Origin of the sequence: Arsukibacterium sp. MJ3, assembly GCF_000987765.1 — a bacterium.
Lineage (GTDB): Bacteria > Pseudomonadota > Gammaproteobacteria > Enterobacterales > Alteromonadaceae > Alishewanella.
This window is the reverse complement of the sequence record NZ_LAHP01000005.1, coordinates 108813-129149: the sequence shown is the minus strand read 5'-3', so window position 1 is coordinate 129149 and position 20337 is coordinate 108813. Positions and strand designations below refer to the sequence as shown.

At 45.2% G+C, this 20337-nt stretch carries 16 protein-coding genes; 5 read left to right on the top strand and 11 right to left on the bottom strand.

Annotated features, from left to right (window positions below):
- The first annotated feature begins 112 nt into the window (after positions 1-112).
- Positions 113-2140 carry a methyl-accepting chemotaxis protein gene (locus VT06_RS05585; protein WP_046553285.1) on the top strand — a complete coding sequence of 676 codons (2028 nt, stop codon included), beginning with the start codon at positions 113-115 and terminating at the stop codon, positions 2138-2140.
- A gap of 143 nt (positions 2141-2283) precedes the next feature.
- Here the strand turns inward: VT06_RS05585 and VT06_RS05580 are convergent, their stop codons facing one another.
- The 3 genes from VT06_RS05580 to VT06_RS05570 all read right to left on the bottom strand — a co-directional run bounded on the left by VT06_RS05580 (position 2284) and on the right by VT06_RS05570 (position 4860).
- Positions 2284-2904 carry a restriction endonuclease gene (locus VT06_RS05580; protein WP_046553372.1) on the bottom strand — a complete coding sequence of 207 codons (621 nt, stop codon included), beginning with the start codon at positions 2902-2904 and terminating at the stop codon, positions 2284-2286.
- A 111-nt stretch (positions 2905-3015) separates the two neighbouring features.
- Entirely contained in the window at positions 3016-3939 is a 924-nt protein-coding gene (locus VT06_RS05575; RefSeq protein ID WP_046553284.1) for a bifunctional GNAT family N-acetyltransferase/hotdog fold thioesterase, read from the bottom strand.
- 54 nt (positions 3940-3993) lie between these two features.
- Positions 3994-4860: a virulence factor BrkB family protein gene (locus VT06_RS05570; protein WP_052750176.1), complete on the bottom strand. Its 867-nt coding sequence runs from the start codon at positions 4858-4860 to the stop codon at positions 3994-3996.
- 189 nt (positions 4861-5049) lie between these two features.
- On the opposite strand from VT06_RS05570, the gene VT06_RS05565 reads away from it, so the two are divergent.
- Positions 5050-5595, top strand: a complete 546-nt coding sequence (locus VT06_RS05565; protein ID WP_046553283.1) for a hypothetical protein — start codon at positions 5050-5052, stop codon at positions 5593-5595.
- Positions 5596-5681: 86 nt separating this feature from the next.
- Here VT06_RS05565 and VT06_RS05560 read toward each other — a convergent pair whose 3' ends face one another.
- Complete coding sequence (locus VT06_RS05560; protein WP_046553282.1) at positions 5682-6389, bottom strand: DUF1499 domain-containing protein; 708 nt, start codon at positions 6387-6389, stop codon at positions 5682-5684.
- 134 nt (positions 6390-6523) lie between these two features.
- On the opposite strand from VT06_RS05560, the gene VT06_RS05555 reads away from it, so the two are divergent.
- Positions 6524-7342, top strand: a complete 819-nt coding sequence (locus tag VT06_RS05555) for a sterol desaturase family protein (RefSeq protein ID WP_046553281.1) — start codon at positions 6524-6526, stop codon at positions 7340-7342.
- Here the strand turns inward: VT06_RS05555 and VT06_RS05550 are convergent.
- From VT06_RS05550 to typA, 7 genes are all read right to left on the bottom strand, one after another.
- Positions 7329-7949, bottom strand: coding sequence for a CDP-alcohol phosphatidyltransferase family protein (locus VT06_RS05550; protein ID WP_046553280.1), 621 nt, complete (start codon positions 7947-7949; stop codon positions 7329-7331). The genes VT06_RS05555 and VT06_RS05550 overlap by 14 nt on opposite strands.
- A gap of 16 nt (positions 7950-7965) precedes the next feature.
- Positions 7966-8628 (bottom strand): ATP-binding cassette domain-containing protein, encoded by a 663-nt coding sequence (locus VT06_RS05545; protein ID WP_046553279.1) that lies wholly within the window; start codon positions 8626-8628, stop codon positions 7966-7968.
- Complete coding sequence (locus tag VT06_RS05540; protein ID WP_046553278.1) at positions 8612-10261, bottom strand: ABC transporter permease subunit; 1650 nt, start codon at positions 10259-10261, stop codon at positions 8612-8614. The genes VT06_RS05545 and VT06_RS05540 overlap by 17 nt, the downstream gene beginning before the upstream one ends.
- On the bottom strand, positions 10237-11472 hold the full coding sequence (locus VT06_RS05535) for an ABC transporter substrate-binding protein (protein WP_082122451.1): 1236 nt from the start codon (positions 11470-11472) through the stop codon (positions 10237-10239). Before VT06_RS05535 ends, VT06_RS05540 begins: the two co-directional genes overlap by 25 nt.
- A gap of 3 nt (positions 11473-11475) precedes the next feature.
- The gene (locus VT06_RS05530; protein WP_046553277.1) at positions 11476-13617 is read right to left on the bottom strand and encodes an FAD-dependent oxidoreductase; all 2142 of its coding nucleotides are present in this window, start codon (positions 13615-13617) and stop codon (positions 11476-11478) included.
- A gap of 7 nt (positions 13618-13624) precedes the next feature.
- Positions 13625-15976, bottom strand: a complete 2352-nt coding sequence (locus VT06_RS05525) for a TonB-dependent siderophore receptor (protein WP_046553276.1) — start codon at positions 15974-15976, stop codon at positions 13625-13627.
- 129 nt (positions 15977-16105) lie between these two features.
- Positions 16106-17938 (bottom strand): translational GTPase TypA, encoded by a 1833-nt coding sequence (gene typA, locus VT06_RS05520; protein WP_046553275.1) that lies wholly within the window; start codon positions 17936-17938, stop codon positions 16106-16108.
- Positions 17939-18286: 348 nt separating this feature from the next.
- Between typA and glnA the strand changes: the two genes are divergently transcribed.
- Both glnA and VT06_RS05510 read left to right on the top strand, forming a co-directional pair.
- Entirely contained in the window at positions 18287-19696 is a 1410-nt protein-coding gene (gene glnA, locus VT06_RS05515; RefSeq protein ID WP_046553274.1) for a glutamate--ammonia ligase, read from the top strand.
- A 121-nt stretch (positions 19697-19817) separates the two neighbouring features.
- Positions 19818-20333 (top strand): DUF4124 domain-containing protein, encoded by a 516-nt coding sequence (locus tag VT06_RS05510; protein ID WP_046553273.1) that lies wholly within the window; start codon positions 19818-19820, stop codon positions 20331-20333.
- Positions 20334-20337: the final 4 nt, after the last annotated feature.

Below are 20337 nucleotides of genomic sequence, written 5' to 3'. Positions count from 1 at the left end.
TATTTCTGGCTAGACCAGTACAGCGTAGTTTGCTACCTTGTTGGGTCATAGGCTGCTGATATTTTCACTCTATTTTGGCAAACTAATTAACTGACATTAACTGGTGAATTGCATGGCGTTAAAAGTTGCTCATAAGGTCATTATAGGTTTTGGGTTTATTGCCATGCTGTTGTTGTTTGCCAGCATCTCTGCATTATTTAGCTTTAACACCATCACTCACTACAGTAATGCGGTAAATCAGCTGGCGGTACCTGCGCAACAACAAAGTAATCTGGCACAAATTCAGCTACTTAAACTGGCAAAACTATCAGCGCTGGGTTTTACCGCGGAGCAGCAAACTGAGATAATGGACTATCAGCAACAGTTTGCTGACAGCAAAAACCGTTTTATGCTGTTAATCAACGACTTTAATCAACTAACGGCAGAAGACGATGCTTTACAACAACCATTGAAAAACGCATTAGGTCATTTTCAACAGTACAATAGCGCGGTAGACGCTATGTTTAACGCTAAAACTGCTAGTAACATTGCAACAACGGCAATAATAGCTGAATTAAGCCAATTAGAAATACTGATAGACGATGCTGGGGCCAGCTTACTCGACTTAGCCGATGCCAATTTAATGTTAGATGAAGCGACGATGGAGCAAATTAGTGGTAATGCCGGTCGAATTGATGGTCAAATACTTGGCCTGCTGAACACCGTGCGCGAAGTAGCCGGCTATAGCGACTTAACCGTGCTGGAAAAAAACCAACAAAATATTGGTTTTAGCTTGAGTGATATTCAAGTGAATATTGATTATCTGAACCAGCAAATAAATACCGTAGACACCGATGGCCTCTGGCCACAGTTTAAGCAACAATTTGCGGCGCTGACCGAGCAATTGCAACGTAATAACTCTCTGCTTAGCATTAAACAACAACAGCTACAGCAACAACTAATGGCGCGCCGGCAACTAAACAGTTCCGAACAACAAGTTGCCCAGGCGGTACTGGCATTAGACCAGGTTGTTGACATGGCTGATCAGCGCTTCAAGCACCTGCAACAACAGGTATCAGACGCCTTAAGCTCTGGTAGCAATCGAACTCTGGTTATGCTATTGGTACTGGTGGTACTGGCTATCGTGACAGCATATTTTACGATTAATGCCATGTTGAAACCACTTGCCAGCATTAACCATATGCTGGGCGATATTTCAAAAGGCGATTTAACGCGACAGCTGAGCATAGTACAACAAGATGAGTTTGGTGCCTTGTCGGCTAAAGTTAACAGCTTAATCGCGGCGTTACGTGGCCTTATCACTAATATTCAGGAAAATGCTACTGAACTGAACAATAATGCCAGTCAATCTAGTGCAGAAGTACAGGAAATAAGCGGTTCATTGCAGCAACAACAACAACAAATAAGCCGGGTAAATAGCATAACTAATCAGTTAGCCGACAACACTAAAACGGTTGCAGATCAAGCTTTTCAAGCAGGTGAAGCCATGCAACTAGCTTTGCAGCAAAGCCAGCATATTCAGCAAATCGCCGATAACAATAATAAGCTAATTACTGATCTTGCCAGCCAGTTAACCCGCACCAGTGACGTAATGAATAAGGTAAATGATCAGTCGACCAATATTGGCGGCATTCTTACTACCATCAGCGCTATTGCCGAACAAACTAACTTACTGGCTCTAAATGCTGCCATTGAAGCTGCCAGAGCAGGTGAACAAGGCCGCGGCTTTGCGGTTGTAGCAGATGAAGTGCGCTCGCTGGCAGGGCGCACTCAACAAGCTACCAATGAAATACGCAAAATGATCGCTACTTTACAACAACAGAGTCAACAGGCTGTTACAGCGGTACTAACCGGTAAAACCGATGCCGAAAAATGTGTTGTTAGCACTCAGCAACTGGCATTAGCACTGGAAGCGGTTAATCAAGCCATTGCCCAAACTAGGCAAATAAGTAATGCCGTAAGTGATGCCAGTGCCAGCCAGTTAGTATTAGGCAGTGCCATCAGCGACAATATGCAGCACATGGTTAAGTTGGCGAATAACAGTACCATTAAGGCAGAACGCACTTTAGTACACAGTGATGATGTCGCCAGATTGGCAAAGCAATTACAGTCGGCCGCCACTCGTTTTAAGATTAGCTAAGTTGCAACAGCAAAGTAAGCTATAAAAAAGCTGGCCGAAGCCAGCTATGCAGGAAGTGACGCTAGTCCATGTTTATTATTTTGATTCCTTTCGCTAAACAATATCGCTAATTTAAAATCAAAAATCCTGATGAAACGTTGATATCAACTCTGAATTAACGGTACTTGCTGAATTTTTGCCCGCTTTTGCTGTTTTCTTAAGCGTTTACCATCCAACAGGTTAATATTCGCTTCCTGAGCAAAGATCCAAGCCTGATTGGAAAAACCACCGCTACTAACCACTATGCCATCGGTAATATCGACCGCCAGCATCTGTTGAAACATGCCGCGGACCTGCCCAATATCGACCGGATGACATGCAGACTGAATAAAAATAAGTGTATCGCGTTGGGCTTTTAAGACTCGATAGTCTGTCGCAACTTTGTCATTTATTGTCCACTGACCTTTCTGCTTTAATAAACGCTCTGCGTCCAGCAAAAATGACTGTTGACGCTCACCGCTGCCAAGCGCTAAACGTAGGCGTTGGTGTAAGCAAGCTAACCGATGCTCATCATCCAGCTCAATAAAAGCCAATACATTGCATAGCAAGGCAACAACAAACATCAACACAAAAGCCCACAACATAAACGTTGACCAAAATGCCGACAGCGTCAGGCCATTATCACTTAACAACAATGAATGTTCGGCGAAGAGCAGATACCCCCCCCCGGCTAAAATGCCCATTACCGTGCTGATAGACGATACCCAGAGCCATTTACTTTTCATTTTTACCTCAAACCAGTGTCGCGATAGCATTGATTATCGGCTTGCTTGGATTATCCTGCTTTACCAAGTTTTGATAAATGTTTTATAAATGCTGTTAAAGGGTAGCTTTGCTTAGTTACTAACCGTAGGCTCAGGCAACACCACATAATAACCCGTAAATTCGGCACACCGCTGCTGCTGACAATACAGATTAACCGTAATGCGTTGCCTTACTTTTTTACCCCGAGTAAGCGATGTTAACTCGCCAAAACAATCGAGCAACTGACAACGTGCCTCTGGCGCACTGCTAATAGGATGCAGGTAACGAATATCAGCCTTGGCCAGCACCTGTGAGCCGCTTAATCCCAGACTCTGTAATTGCATAAACAGCATACCCCAGCCAGTTAGGGTAGCCAGCGTATAAATACTCCCGGCAAACATCGTATTATGCAGATTAATATTAGGTGCCAGTGGAGCGCTGCAGCGTAATTGATAACCGTTAAAACCGCTGATCTGCAGCTGCATAAACTGGCTAAGTGGGATGGTTTGCTGCCAGGTATCGCTTAACTGCTGCTGCCAATGGGTAAAGTCTGCACGACTACCAACAAGACGTAAGCGTTTTGACATTTTATGATGAGCAATCTCAAATAAAGGAGCTGCTATACCACACGCATAATAACCACACTGCTGATAAAAACCGAGCGCTGGCTGGCGGGCATTAAGCTGCAATTGCGTTAGCCCCAAACTTACCGCCTGTTGCTCTAATGCTTTTAATATTAACTGGCCGGCGCCTTTACCGCGAGCAACCTCAGCTACCGCCATATAGCGGATTTGCCCCACTGTTTTATCAAGTTGATGCAGCCGGCCTACTGCCTGAACCACACCAGCCAGATCGGTTAGCATAATGTGGTAAGCATGCTGCTCATGCTCATCTTGCTCAGAACCTTTGGGTTGTTGCCAGGGCGCGCGTAGTACCTGCCAGCGCAATTGATAATAAGCTTGCCACTGAGCAGCCGATTTTGGACAGATTAGTGGCCAGTCAGAGGGTATTGTCATTGACTGCTCGGCCTGAACATAGACGAATCCTATCATGCCAGCAAAATACTATGCTCATGCCTGCGACTCGCCTGAGTCTTCAGCTTCTTGTAACTCGGCACGTTGTTGTAATAAGGCGGTTAGTTCGGCACCAAGCAACACCACTAGCCAGGATAAATATACCCAAACAAATAAAATGGGTACCAATGCTAAGGCACCATAAATCGCTTGATAAGATGGAAACTCAGTAACATAGAGTGCAAACCCACGCTTAAAAAACTCAAATAAAACGGTCGCCAATAGCGCCCCCCAAAGGGCATGCCGCACCCTAACTTTAACATTAGGCACCACTAAATATAAGAAAAAAAATGCCAGCAGCGACATCACATATGGGATTAACCACAGAATAACGCTGGAAATGCCTGGGGTATAATCGTCAGCATAGCGGCTAAAGGTCGCCAGATATGACGTAACGGCTATAGAGGTACCAATAAGCACCGGGCCCAGAGTTAAAATCATCCAGTATATCGAGAAGGAAATAATTGGCCGTGGCCGTTGTTTTACCCGCCAGATTTTATTTAAGGTTTTATCAATATTATGAATAAGCAGTAATGCCACAAAAATCAAAGCGAGGATCCCTACCGCCGTCATACCTCCGGTATTACTGATAAACTCATTGATATAATTTTGAATTTCCGCGCCTTTGGTAGGAATAACATTAGCAAAAATCAACTCTTCTAACTGAGCTTTTAACTGTTTGAACATCGGAAACATACCCAGCATTGAAAACATTACTGCAACAAACGGTACCAGCGACAATAATGAAATATAAGCCAGATAACCACCAATAATAGTGATTTGGTCTTGCTGGCAACGCTGGATATACGCGGCAATAAACTTTTTGCCCTGATGCAGATAGCCTAATAACTGAGGCTGGTTCATAACCGCTCCGTAAAAACCTTCATAAGCTCAAGAATACTAGAAAAATCATAGTCAGACCAGCATGGCAGGGCAGCATGCGCCAGTACGGGCTGATGCTAGATAAACATGAAATAATATCTTACAATTTGTAAGCAGCATGAAAATTCAAAAATGTTATAGTTACACTACACACTATTAGGAAATTGAATCATGAAAAAACTACTTACGGCAACTATGGTAGCCATACTAACATTGACCAGCGCTCATGTTGTTGCAGTGGATGAAATTGCACCACAACAAGCTAAAGAAGTTCGGTTGCGCTCACTGCTCTATTCTGCCGATTACGACAGCATGATGGCTCTGGTACAAAAGAAAAAATTCACCGAAGCCTGGCCTGAGATTATGCGCTTTGCCCGCTACGGCGAAAAGTATGCGCAATATCTTGCTGGTTTATTAATGGTAACCGGGCAAGATGTACCAGAAAATATTGAAGAAGGCTTGGTATGGATGCGCTTGTCATTAGAGCAGGAAACCTCTGACTGGGAGAAACGCTACGCAGACATTACAAAAAATTTAACCAAAGCACAACTAGACGCGTTAAACCCACTGTATGAAGAGTATAAAGCCAAGTACGGAGCTGATGTGCAAAATATGTTTTGTGGTAATGAACGCAAGCCAGGCTCAAATATGCGTATGCATGTCTGCCGTAAGAATTTGCTGGCGAACGAATTCTATCTTGTAACAGAATTTAACTAAACCACCAAAACCACTTGCTGCCTCTATCAACATTCGCTGTTATTTAAATACTGCCGGCCCATGGCCGGCAGTATTTAAAACAGTGTTTACAGATTAGCGTTTATATCAGCCAGCAGCGAACGGATCCGTTCGGCATTTTTACCTAAATCACTTTTACCCAGCCGTGACTTACTGCGTATATCCAGCAAGCGTTGCTCACCAGTATTACTGATCCGAATAATCACGTCGTCCTTAAAGCCAAACCAGACTGTGGTGTCAGTCGCCTCAATAATACCTAACGCTTTATCGACGTTGACTGCGGTCATTCCTGAGCTATTTACCGCCGCCTCTGCTGCAGCAAACACCTGCTCAGCGCTTTGACTATAACGTTGTGTCACCAGTTCTGGGTAAGCTTCGCGCTGTTGTTTTGCTGTTGCTTCGCCAGCATATTCTAATGGATTAGCTGCACCAGCACGTAAAGCGGCTACCGCAACAAAAGCAGGTGGGTTAATTAAGTCAGTGGAAATATCATGAATAGGCGGTACTGATTTCGCTTTTTGCATCATACTAACCGGTAAAGCAATCGCCACAATCGCTAACGCCGCTGATACGCCGGCCGTTAACCAGCGAGTTTTGTTACGTTTTATAATAATATACAGCAGTAATAACACTAAAGCGGCGATACCAACGTAAACACCGTAACGCAAGGCAGTAAAAGCGCTGGTCAATTCTACCACGCCATACTGATAAAGTGGGCCGGGTAAAACCACCAGTAAAAAAGCCAATAAGCTGATAAGACTAACCAAGGTTGTCATAGAATATTTCCTGTTATTATTTATGTCACTGCGGTGTAATCATCAGGCTGATACTATCAGTAAAAACGTTATGGCTTAGCTTATTAGCATAAATCTTTATATAAATAGGTTTTTAAAGCGATTTTTGGATAACTATGCAAAGTGAAACATGGCTGCGAATGGGTAGCTTTATTGGTGTATTAGCCATCATGATGATATGGGAAGCCTTTATCCCTAACCGCACCTCGGCTGTCGCCACGCGTAAACGTTGGTTAAGTAACTTTTTCTTAGTCTTCTGTGGTGCTGTTATTGGCCGTTTGTTGGTGCCGGCAGGCTTAGCGGTAGTGGCCGTTTTTGCCGCAAAGCAACACGTTGGCTTATTGCACCTGGTGCCGCTGCCAGAGTGGCTGCTTATTGCACTAGCCGTAATATTATTAGATTGTGTAATTTATTGGCAACATCGCTTGTTTCATAAGCTGCCATTGCTGTGGCGGATCCATAAAGTACACCATGCCGATCCGCATTTAGATGCCTCAACCGGGCTACGTTTTCATCCTATTGAGATTGGCCTTAGTTTATTGATTAAAGCTTTAGCCATTTTACTGTTAGGCGTGCCGGCAGCAGCCATTTTACTGTTTGAAATTATTCTAAATGCCAGTGCCATTTTTAATCACAGCAATATTAAGCTGCCTGATTGGTTAGAATGGCCATTGCGCAAATTAATTGTTACTCAAGCTATGCATCGCATTCATCACAGCAAGGTCGTGCAAGAAACCAACAGTAACTACGGTTTTTGTTTATCAATTTGGGACCGTTTATTTGGCAGTTATAGCCCTAACGCTAAGGCCGGAGATGACGGCTTAGTCCTTGGACTAGACGAATACCATAGCGAAGCCAGTAATACCGGTATTGCTACCGTACTATTAATACCATTTCGAAAGACACCTGATAATAAGCAGACTAAGACGGTTTAATCGCACGTAACGTGTTAAACCCAAGCCAAATGCGAATAAACGCCGTAAGCCAGCAAATTAGCGCAAACACACTGGCAATAACGACAAAATGCTGTGGCAATAGGCAAAATAAACACAAAACCAGAATAGTTTCAAAACCCTCCGCTAAACCGGTCATGTAATGCAGACTTTTGTGCGGATACTGCGGATTATTAATACCATGCTTACTAGCCATAATCGCAAAAGCTAAAAAGCTGCTGCCAGTAGCCATAAATGACAACATTAAAAAACTACCCGCAATCGCGTTTTCAGAAGGGTTAGCGACGATAAAGGCAAACACGATCGCCGAGTAAAAGATAAAATCTAAGGTGATATCTAAAAAACCGCCAGCGTCAGTCACACGAGTTGCTCTGGCGATTGCGCCATCTAGCCCATCGGCCAGCCGGTTTACTAATATCAGGCACAGTGCAACAATATAATATCCTAAAATAATCGCTGGCACGGCTAACATCCCCAGCAAAAACCCCACCATGGTTACCTTGTTAGCACTAAAGCCGACCTTGATAAGTTGCTTTGCTAAGCTGGCAAGAGGCTTTTTAAGCAGCCGATTTAGCATAGGATCAATCATAATCTACCTGGTTATGTTATACACGACGATAATAATCAGCGAGCTCTAGATGCTGGGCTTGCGACGGCAAATTACTGATGGCATGGCTCACCATAATAGCCGGGACGCCACTGGCGCGCAGCTGCGTAAAGGCCCATTGGCTAACCTGAACACTGGTACTAGGGTCGAGGCTGGCGAAAGGTTCATCCATTAATAACGCTTGTGGCTGATTAGCCAGCGCTCTGACTAAGCCTACCCGTGAACGCTCGCCACCGCTTAATTGCTCTGGATAGTGCTTGGCAACATAGCCTAAATCAATATTGTTTAACATGGCCAACGCCGCTGCTTGGCGCTGCGGCTTATTTAGCACTTTACCGTTGCTGTCAGCCAGCGCTTTAGGCAAAGCAAAACAGATATTGTCGACCACATTTAAGTGCGGAAAAAGATACACATCTTGCATCAACAGCCCTATCCGGCGCTGTTCAATGTTAAGGCCATTAACCGCAATGTTATTCAGGCTAATATCGCCACTTATTGTGGCATGGCGAATAATATCGCCTAATAACCAGTGTAAAAAAGTTGATTTCCCCATACCACTGGGCCCTGTTAGTACTAATAATTCACCGGGCGCTAAGGCGATATCAGGTAAATCGATACGCCACTTAGTGTTATAAATATGACAATCAGTGATACGCAACATGGTAACTCCCCCGCATACGCTGGGCCAGCAAACTGGCAATCAGGAAAACAATAAATGGCAGAGCGGCCTGCACCAACATATACACTGCAATGATCTGTTGCTCATTACCCGAGGCTATGGCAACCGCCTCCGTAGTAATGGTAACCACCCGGCCGGCACCAATCATTAGCGTTGAAATATACTGCGCGACGCTAACCGAAAAGGCGATCGCCAAGGCGCTTAATAACGCAGGGCCTAACAACACAAAGCGTATTTTAAACCAGCGTTGCCAATAACTGTAACCGAAACTGGCCGCGACTACTTCATAGTGGCGGTTTACACTTTGAAATGGCCCACGCAGCACTAAGTAGCTATAAGCAAAAGTAAAGGGTAAATGCGCCAGGACCACCCAACTGCTATGATAGCCCGCCGCCAGAGTGGTATGCGCTATTTGCCAGCCATACACCATACTAAGCTGTGGCAGTAAAATAGCCATTAACCAAATGTAATCAGGTAAATAACGCTGGCGCTGGTGCTGTAATTCAAGCGCCAGCACGCTTAACGCGACGCCTAACACGCTACTGAAAATGCCAATACCCAAACTGTTTAGTAGCGGCCCCTGAATAAAAAACCATTCTTCTTGCCATAAGGAAAAAGACAGCTTAGCCAGGCTCGGTGCCCCCTGACTACTCCAGCCAACAGACCAAAGTACAAAAGTGGTTAAAATAGCCACAGTTAATAGGCTAAATGCCGTTAACCACAGTGTAAATAGGCGGCCAACACTGGCTATTCTTAATGGGTTAGCCATCACTGCATTGAAGTGTATACGCATTAACACCAGCCCTTCATGCAGGTAAATCGCGCCAACTAACACTGCAAGCATCACTAGCAATACCACATTACCTAACCACGCCTGAGCCTGATCGCTTTCACTAAAGCCCGTTTGCCAGTGGTATAGCACCACGGCATAAAGCTGAGGAATATTTGGCCCAATCAGCAAGCTGACATCGAGCACTGACACGGTGTACGCCATTGCTGCCAGCAGCGCCAAACGCGACTGTTTTAATATCGCGGGAAACACCAATAACCACCAACTAGCCGCGTCGCTATAGCCAAGCGCTCTGCCTTGTAACAACCAATTTTTAATGGCTAGCTGCCGCCCCAGTGCACTGAATATCAGCAGAAAAAACGGCACTTCTTTGATGCTTACGGCTAAAACCATGGTAAGCAAACTTTTCCGGGGTAAGCCAAGCCATGCGGGGGCACCGTAACCGAATATCCCGTAAAGGACACTCCATAGCATACCACTGGGGCTAAACAGATAAACCAAGCCTAGGGCCACCGCTAAATGTGGCAAAGAGAGTAGAGGCGCCAGCCTGTTTTCCAATGCTTGCCAGCGTCGGCTAAAGCGATATTGGCTATACACCATAAAGGCTACATACAAAGCCAAAAGTGGTGCCGCTAACGAAAGGAACACACTGGCTACAATGGACGTGGCCAAACCGTTGTACGTTAAAAAACGGGTAATATCAGGCCATGACAGCGAACCCGTTGGCCATAAGCCCATTACAATACCAAACAGCGGCAGCCCGGCAACCAGCCCAACCACTAGCCAACCAACGCTAAGTGTCAGGCGCCGTATCGTTGTTGCCATGACACTTCAATCACTTGCTGCCAACTGCTGTGTAATTCTTGCTGTGCCGGCAGGGTTGCCGCGTCATCCACTAATGGCTTTATCACGGTAGGATCGCCCCAACTACTCGTTAGTTTTTGCTGTTGCGCATATTCGCTTAATAAAAAATTAATCACCACTTTTGCCGCATCCGGACTTTGGGCACCTTTAGGAATAGCTAAATTATGGCTATTGGTAATGGCCCCTTGAGCAAAATAGTGACGTTGTGAAGTCGCAGCAAGCCTTGCTGACTGCTGATCTTTCACCAGTTGATTGGGATTAAAACTGACGACCATCGCCAGTTGCTGTTGCTGAAATAACGATAGCTGTTCGGTGTTAGAGCTGGGGAACGCCCGCCCTTGTTGCCAACTGAGCGGATGTAATTGATCGAGATAATTCCACAATAATGGCAGCAACTCAGCTTGCGCGTCGACAGTGGCGGTGTGCAGTAAACGCTGATCATTAGCGCTTAATGCCACCAATAGCTGCTTTAAAAAGGTGGTACCGTGAAACTCGGGTGGCCGTGGATAACTAATTTTACCGGGATAGCGTTTAGCTGCCGCCAATAAACTGCTGGGGCTGATAGTGTTGTTCGTGCTGAGCGCATCAGGCGTGGTATCAGCGCTTTGCTTAAATAGCGTCGCATTACTAATAACATTAAATTGCCCCACGCCCCAAGGCACTTCAAATTCGTCCATCGCCACACCAAAATCATGCTGCAAAGGCAAGGTATCTGTTGCTAATAATGCTGTATTGGGAATGTGCGACCACAGCTGGCCTAGCAATAACTGCTGCTGTTTAAGGTAACTAAAATTTTCACCATTTACCCACAGTAAATCAATAGCGCTTTGGCTACCGGCTTCTGCTGTTAAGCGGCTGATGGCTTCACTGATATCTGCTACTTTTACATGGCGCAGGCGAATTTGATAACGGTCGGCAAGTTCTTTACTCGCCCAGCGCAAATAATCGTTTACCGGTTTAGAACCGCCCCAAGCATAAAAATAAACCGTTGCCCCTTTTGCACTGACGAGAGTTTGCTGCCACTGCAAACCTTGCTCTGCTTGCTGTTGCGTTACTTGGTTCGCACAAGCGGAGCCCGCCATCAATAACAGTAAACTTGCTATAACAACAAAATACCCTGTGCAGCGTCGCCCATAAGTACGTTGGGTAATGCTAAAAGTTGGCCAGATCATTTTTTAACCTCGACGCCAGCGATGAAAACGTGCCACCAAAGCCAGCAGCTTTTGCGGTGCATGGGCTTTTTTCCAATTTCCTGCCGCGTTTTTATTAGCCTCAGCCATCGTTGGGTAAATATGAATAGTACCTAGCAATTTATTTAAACCGAGGCCATGTTTCATGGCTAACACAAATTCAGCCAATAACTCACCGGCGTTGGCACCCACTATGGTGGCACCTAAAATTTTGTCTTTACCGGGTTTGGTTAACACTTTTACAAAACCACGGGCATGATTATCTGCCAAGGCGCGATCTAAACCGCCTATATCATAACGCGTTACCTCTACCTCGATACCCTGCTGTTTAGCCGCTAACTCATTCAACCCCACTGTGGCAATTTCAGGTTCGGCAAAGGTAGCCCAGGGAATAACGCTGTAATCAACTTTAAAGGTTTTAAACGGTCTGAACAAGGCATTCACTGCCGCATACCATGCTTGATGACTGGCGGTATGGGTAAACTGATAAGGGCCGGCTACATCACCAGCAGCTAAGATATTCGGATATTTAGTTTGCAAAAACGCATTAGTAATAATGGTACGGTCGGTTTCAATGCCGAGTTTATCTAAGCCAAAACCAGTCAGGTTAGCCTGGCGCCCAACCGCCACTAGAATGTGGTCAAAGGGAATATGCTGCTGCTCACCCTCATATTCAATAACTAATACCTTGCTGTGACTATCGGCCTGTACTGCCATGGCGCGGCTATTAAGCCGCACATCCACACCGTCTTGTTGCAATTGATTTTGCAGATATATAGCGGCATCAGCATCCTCTTTGCTAAGCAGCTGGCCAGCCTGTTCAACCTGGGTTACCTTAGTACCCAAACGCGCAAAGGCTTGGGCTAACTCACAACCAATCGGCCCACCACCAAGCACTACCAGCCGTTTCGGCTGTACCCGAAGTTGCCATACGTTGTCGGCCGTTAAATAATCGATATCTTTTAAACCTGCAATATCAGGTACAAAAGCCCGGGCTCCGGTAGCAATAACAATATTACGGGTAGTCAGTGATTGCACACCCTGCTCCGTTTGAATATCTACCTGCCAGGGCGACACGATGGTGGCACTGCCAATAACCACGTTAACGCCTAATGACTCGTAACGTTCAACCGAATCGTGCGGCTCAATCGACTTAATAACGCGGTGTACCTTGTCCATTACCGCAGCAAAGTCTATTTCTGGTGGGGCATAGTGTACTCCGGTATTTTGTGCAGCATGGTGCACATAAGCTAACTTACTGGCATGTAGTAAACTTTTAGAAGGTACACAACCAGTATTTAAACAATCGCCACCCATTTTGTGTTTTTCAACTAAGGTTACCGATGATTTTACGGCCGCAGCAATATAGGCAGTAACCAAACCCGCGGCACCGGCACCAATAACCACGAGATTACGGTCAAATTTTTTCGGTTTACTCCAACCTTTATACACCCGACGTTGTTGCAACGCGCTAAGTATAAACTTTGCCATGATAGGGAAGCTACCCAACAGCACAAACGAGAGAATAAGCTCGCCAGAAATAATATCTGACAACTGATTTATTTCCGCTAATTGCGTACCGGCATAGACGTAAACTGCCGTACCGATAAACATACCTATTTGGCTTACCCAGTGATAAGTCCAGGTTTTAATGCTAGTGACACCCATCACCAAATTGATCATAAAGAACGGAAATATCGGCACCAGCCGCAAACTGAGTAAGTAGAATGCACCGTCTTTTTCAATGCCTTTATCAATAGCATCGAGCTTCTTGGCGAACGTACTTTTTACCCAATCTCGTAGTACAAAACGCGACACTAAAAAAGCCAGTGTGGCACCAATACTGGAGGCAAATGATGCCAGCAACAAACCCCACCCCAAACCAAATAGCGCACCGGAAGCCAGGGTTAACACCGCAGCACCGGGTACACTTAATGCCGTGGCGCTGGCATAAATAAACAAGTAGCCAAAAAAGGCAACTAACCAGTTTGCTGCGATAAAATCAGCCAAGGCTTGCTGATTACTTTTTAAGCTTTCCAGCGTGAGATATTGGTTTAGATCAAATAAAAAAAAGCAGGCCACTAACACGGCGAAAATAACAACGACGAGTATTTTTTTTATATTCATGTTGTGTTTACGCCTTAAATTTATAGCTATAACTTAACTGCACACTTCTCGGCAGTTCAGGAAAAACCAAAGTAGAGCCAAAATACCCCCCTTCAAACACTGGCCGCCAATTTTTTTCATCAGTAACATTACGCACTTCTAAGCGTAAACTAGATTGCTCAGTAAGGTTAACGCTGGCATGAAGGTTTAGGGTAATTTGGTCACGAATTAACACGGTAGCTAAATAATCTAAAGGGTAACTTTTGCTGTAAATAGCCGATCCAGATAACTCCAATTTCTCCAGCATTTGCCAGCCGGCACTGGCTGAAACGGTTTGTTGTGGTATGCCTTGTAGCAGTCTGTTAGAAGGAGCAAACCCGGCGAAATTGGGTGCGCCGATGCCGGTTCCCTGAATAATATCAGGCTGTGAATTATCAAACGCATCCGCTACTTGCTGCGAGTCCTGAGCGCTGGCCGAATTATCAAAACGCGCGTCAAGGTAACTGTAGCCTAAATTAGCCCACACCGTTTGTCCCTGGTAATACAATTGCGCCTCAAATCCCTTAGCGATAATGCCAGTGTTGCTGCCATCGCGATTACGTAAACTGCGTGTTTGCTCAAATATTGACGCATCGGCATACCAAGGCGAGTTTACAGGTGAATACTTCAGGCCTAATTCCAACAAGGTATTTTCAGTCGCAAAATTAAGGGGGTTGATAGTGTTGCCAGCCCCTAACACGGTACCACCCGCCATGCTATTGGACGTAGCCTCGTTGTAGCTATAGGTAACATAGCTAACGAGCTCAGCGCCCAGTTTTAAGCGGCCGCTGGCTGCGCCGGAATATAACCAGTTACTAAAACTATCTGCTGCGGCAATTTGCCCTACTGGCGCAATAGCATCGCGGGCAGTAACCGCATAATGATCGGCACGTAGGCCGATTGTGGTACTAAAAATATCACTCCAGTCACTGTCTTGCTGGGCGAACAAGCCCGTTTGCCAGGTTGTAGAGTCGGTAGTATCAGATAAAGAAAAATCGAGTGTACCATCACCGTCTGTATCGTAATTAGCACCGGGTGACACAAACACCCCGGGGCGCAGCTCTACTAAGCGAGCTTTTTGGGCAGCGGTCAGCGCAATTCGCCGCTGCGCCAAACTACCCAGTAAATCGATAGGCAAATCAGCTTCAGTGGTAAATTGGCTATAGCCTAACACTTCGTTATAACGAATATCTAAGCCCCAGATAGTTTGTTGTTCTGGGTTAAACACTGACTGCACTTCAATTCTATTCTGAGCAGTAATGGCGCCATCGATAATTTCAACAAAACTATTTTGTGCAATCGCTTCACGGTCTAAATATTGAAAATAACTGCGGTTAGTCAGAGTATGATTGGAATTTAACTGGCGCTCATAGGTGCTATGCAACAGGGTGGTCTGCGCATTACTGATGTTGTCGGGATCAGTTAACACTGTGCTGCGCGGCAAACGCACCTCGCCAGTTGGCGAGACCAGCGCAAAAGCGCCGGGCACCATAGAGCCATTGGGCTGCACACCTTGCCCGGTAATATACAAGCCTTGGTCAATTAGCTTTTGGGTAGGCCGGTTAATACCGGCGTTATCAGTAAAGTCGACATCAAAGTGTTCGAGGCTAATGTCCCAGCTTGACTGGTTATCCGGCAACACCCGGTAAGCTACAAATATATCTGCACTGTGGTAGCCACTATAATCATAAAAACTGTCGTTATCGATATACTCTGCACTAACCCGAATACCACTTTTACCTTGCTCAATAGCATGGCTAACATCAACTTGCCCGCGATAATTCTGCCAGCTGCCCGCGCTGGTTTGCAGCTTAATATCGGTGCCCAGCAATGTTGGTACTTTATTGTTTAAGTTAACAAAACCACCGTTACGTTGCGAGCTACCCAATATAACTGAAGGCGCCCCTTTCACTACATCGACTTGGCCAACACTATTAAAGGACAACGGAATACCAAAACCGTTGTTTCCTCCCTGACGGCGCAACCCCTGCTGAAACACTTCGCCTAACTGGCCACGAATGGTTGGTAAACTTGGCGCACCAAACCCACTGGCCGCATAGGTATTTGGTACTAAGATCAACACATCCTGCAGATCATCAATGGCTAACTTGTCTAACATGTCACTGGAGATTGCGGTTAATGAGCGGGCAATCTCTGACAGATTTTTATCTTTACCAAAGGGACCGTCTACCAGGGTGTTTTTCGGCGACATTACCACAGCTGATTGACTCACTCCGGTGACTATAATCCGTTCAACCTTATTATCTTGCGTGTCGGCAGCCACCGAAAAGGCTAATACGACGCTGGTCGAAACAATGATGCTATTGGGTATAATCGACATAGTTTTCCCTTAATTAAGCTACTGATCTACTAGACCTGCTGACAGCACATTGTATTACACAAGGTTATTACAAAAGGTTATTACAAAAAAAAACCAGCTTAACGCTGGTTTTTTTATTATTCGAGGCGCTTACACGCCGCGGCTAGACCGCTTACGGTCGCTTTCAGTTAAAAAGCGCTTACGAATACGAATAGATTTAGGAGTAACTTCTACCAATTCGTCATCATCAATAAATTCCAGTGCCTGTTCCAAAGTGTAGCGGATTGGCGGCACAAGGTTAATGGCTTCATCAGTGCCTGAAGCGCGAACGTTGGTTAATTGCTTACCTTTTAAGCAGTTAACTGTTAAATCGTTGCTACGGCTATGGATACCAATAACCTGACCTTCGTACACTTCTTCAGCGTGGCTGATAAACATACGGCCACGTTCTTGCAATGAGAAAATAGCATAACCCGCCGCTTTACCCATGGCATTAGAAATCATTACACCGTTCATACGCTGACCAATAGTACCGCCTTTATGAGGGCCGTAATGATCAAAGCTGTGGTACATCAGACCCGTACCAGAAGTAATTGTCATAAAGTCGGTACGAAAACCAATTAAACCACGGCTTGGCATATTAAAATCCATACGGATACGGCCTTTACCGTCTGGCTGCATATTGGTCAAGTCGGCTTTACGCTCACCCATACGCTCCATAATGGCGCCTTGGTTCTGCTCTTCACAGTCGATGGTAACATTTTCCATCGGCTCCATCTTCACGCCATCTACTAGCTTCATAATTACTTCAGGACGAGACACCGCCAATTCGAAACCTTCACGGCGCATGTTCTCGATTAACACGCCTAAGTGTAATTCGCCACGGCCCGACACTTTGAACTTGTCGCCGTCTTCCGTTTCTTCTACCCGCAGTGCTACGTTGTGCTTCAGCTCATGGCTTAAACGATCTAAAATCTGCCGTGAAGTAACAAACTTACCTTCTTTACCCGCAAACGGTGAGGTGTTTACCTGGAATGTCATGGTCACAGTAGGCTCGTCAACTTGTAACGCAGGCAAAGCCTGAACCTTAGTTGTACTACAAATGGTATCAGAGATTTTCAGCTCACCGAGGCCGGTAAAGGCAACAATATCGCCCGCTTGTGCTTCTGGTGTTTCTACCCGCTCTAAGCCCAAATAACCAAATACCTGGCCAACTTTAGCGTTACGCTTACTGCCATCAGCACTGACAATAGTCACTTGTTGGTTTGGCTTTAACGTACCACGCCTAATGCGGCCGATGCCAATAATGCCCAAATAGCTAGAGTAATCCAGTTGTGATACCTGGATCTGGGTTTCACCATTCAATTCAACCGCTGGCGGTGCGACGTGCTTTACAATAGCTTCAAATAAGTCGGTAATATCCGGCTTTTCTACTTTATGGTCTAAAGTAGCCCAGCCATTTATTGCTGAAGCATAAACGATAGGGAAATCAAGTTGCTCGTCGCTAGCACCTAAGTTATCAAATAAATCAAAGACCTGGTCGATAACCCAGTCTGGCCGTGCACCCGGACGGTCAATTTTGTTTACCACAACTATTGGCTTTAAACCGTGTGAGAACGCTTTCTGAGTTACGAAGCGCGTCTGTGGCATTGGGCCATCAACGGCATCAACCAATAACAATACTGAGTCTGCCATTGACAGAACCCGTTCAACTTCACCACCGAAATCAGCGTGACCCGGGGTATCAAGAATATTGATATGATAGCCATTCCAGCGTACTGAAGTATTTTTAGCCAGGATAGTAATACCGCGCTCAGACTCCTGGGCATTGGAATCCATCATCCGTTCCTGCAGCTTGGCACGGGCGTCGAAGGTACCAGATTGTTGCAGCAGTTTATCTACCAGGGTTGTTTTACCGTGGTCGACGTGAGCAATGATGGCAATATTACGCAGTTTATCTAAAGTGGTGGCGGTGACGCTCATGAATCAATATCCTCTGTGGCACTAGATGACCATAATGACCACCAGGCAAACGCTTTTCAAAAGTAAAGGGCGCATATTCTACTCTTTTTTTTCACAGAAAGAAAAAGTCCTTGCATTGCTTTAGCGATTTTTTTTCAAACAACGCTGAAAAATCAACTACACTAAGCCGTTAAGGCAGCGCACCATTAGCGAGCAGCTCAGCACCAACATGGTGCGACTGATGGTTTTTTAAGTTACATCAATAAATTAAAGTCATTAAAATCAATAGCTTTATATATTGGCATATATCTGGCATTTAGCTGTGCAATCACTATTTCAGTGTACAAATCAGGTCAATTGGAGGAATACATGTCTGTATCGGAAGTGTTAAAGTTAATCAAAGAAAACGACGTTAAATTCATTGATCTGCGTTTTACCGATACAAAAGGTAAAGAGCAGCATGTCAGTATTCCGGTAAGCCAAGTTAATGAAGATATGTTTGAAGACGGTAAAATGTTTGACGGCTCTTCAATTACTGGCTGGAAAGGTATAAATGATTCAGACATGATTCTGATGCCTGATCCAAGTACTGCCGTGCTAGACCCCTTTTTTGAAGAAACCACCTTAAATATTACCTGTGACGTTATTGAACCGAGCACCATGCAAGGTTATGACCGTGACCCACGCTCTATAGCTAAACGTGCTGAAGAATATTTAAAATCAACCGGCATTGCCGATACGGTATTGTTTGGCCCAGAACCTGAATTTTTTATGTTCGATGATATTCGGTTCGAAACTACCATGGCCAGTTCCTTCTTCAAAATTAACTCTACTGAAGCAGCCTGGAATTCAGGTACCGCGTACGAAGATGGTAACAAAGGCCATCGTCCAGGTGTTAAAGGCGGCTACTTTCCATTGCCACCAGTAGACTCAGGCCATGATATCCGTAGCGCCATGTGTATGGTGTTGGAAGAAATGGGCCAGGTTGTTGAAGCGCATCACCACGAAGTGGCTACTGCTGGTCAGAATGAAATTGCTACCCGTTTTAATACTCTGACTAAAAAAGCCGACGAAGTGCAACAATTAAAATATGTTATTCATAACGTTGCTCACCTGTACGGTAAAACAGCAACCTTTATGCCCAAGCCATTAGTTGGTGATAACGGTTCAGGTATGCATTGTCATCAGTCATTGGCTAAAGACGGTGTTAACCTGTTTGCTGGTGATAAATATGCCGGTTTATCTGAAATAGCTTTATATTACATTGGCGGTATTATTAAACATGCAAAGGCACTTAACGCCTTTACTAACCCATCAACTAACTCATATAAGCGTTTAGTACCGCATTTTGAAGCACCGGTTATGTTGGCTTATTCAGCTCGCAACCGTTCTGCATCAATTCGTATTCCACTGGTACCCAATGCCAAAGGTCGCCGCATTGAATGTCGTTTTCCGGATCCGGCAGCCAACCCTTACTTGGCCTTCACCGCTCAGTTAATGGCCGGTTTGGACGGTATTCAGAATAAAATTCATCCTGGCGATGCCATGGACAAAGACTTATATGATTTACCACCAGAAGAAGCAGCAAACATCCCTCAGGTTTGTACCACGTTAGATGAAGCAATGGATGAACTGGACAAAAATCGCGCTATCTTTACCAAAGGTGGCGTAATGTCAGACGCCATGATTGACGCCTACATTGCAATTAAGCGTGCTGAATCACGCAGATTAGCGGTAGCAGTGCATCCATTGGAGTTTGAACTGTATTACAGCGTCTAAGTTACGCTAAGCGTTATCCGGCCCACCTCGGTGGGCCTTTTTTTTGTAGAATTCTTTATTAAAGCACGCTAAAGTGTATCGATAATGATTAAAATGCAACATCAATGGATTTGAAAAGCATATGAATAAGTTACTGTTGTTATTAACTTTGCTGACAATCATGCTGCCATTGCAGGCGCAGGAGAAGCGTATTTTTGTTACCAAAGATGCCAATGGCGTGATGGTATTTTCCGACAGCCCTCAGCCAGGTGCTGAAGAAATTAATCTTACTTCCCGTCCCAATATCATGGCATCGACAGACCCTACCCTGCCTCCCAGGAAACCGGCAGAACCTGAACCGTTTAAAATTACCATAACCCAGCCTGAAAATAATGGCACGGTAAGGGATAATACCGGTTCAGTTTACGTATCAGGCCGCATATCGCCGATGTTTCAGCGTGGTTTACAAGTCAGGCTGGTAGTAGACGGCACCCCACTTAGCGAGCCACAAAATAAAGCTACATTTATTCTGCGTGATATTGACCGCGGCGAGCACACGTTGCAAATGGAATTGTTTGATCAAAGCGGCAAGCTTATTGCAACCAGTCCCGTCACAACCTTCTATCTTCACAGAGCGTCGGTAATTAACCCCAATTAGTGCA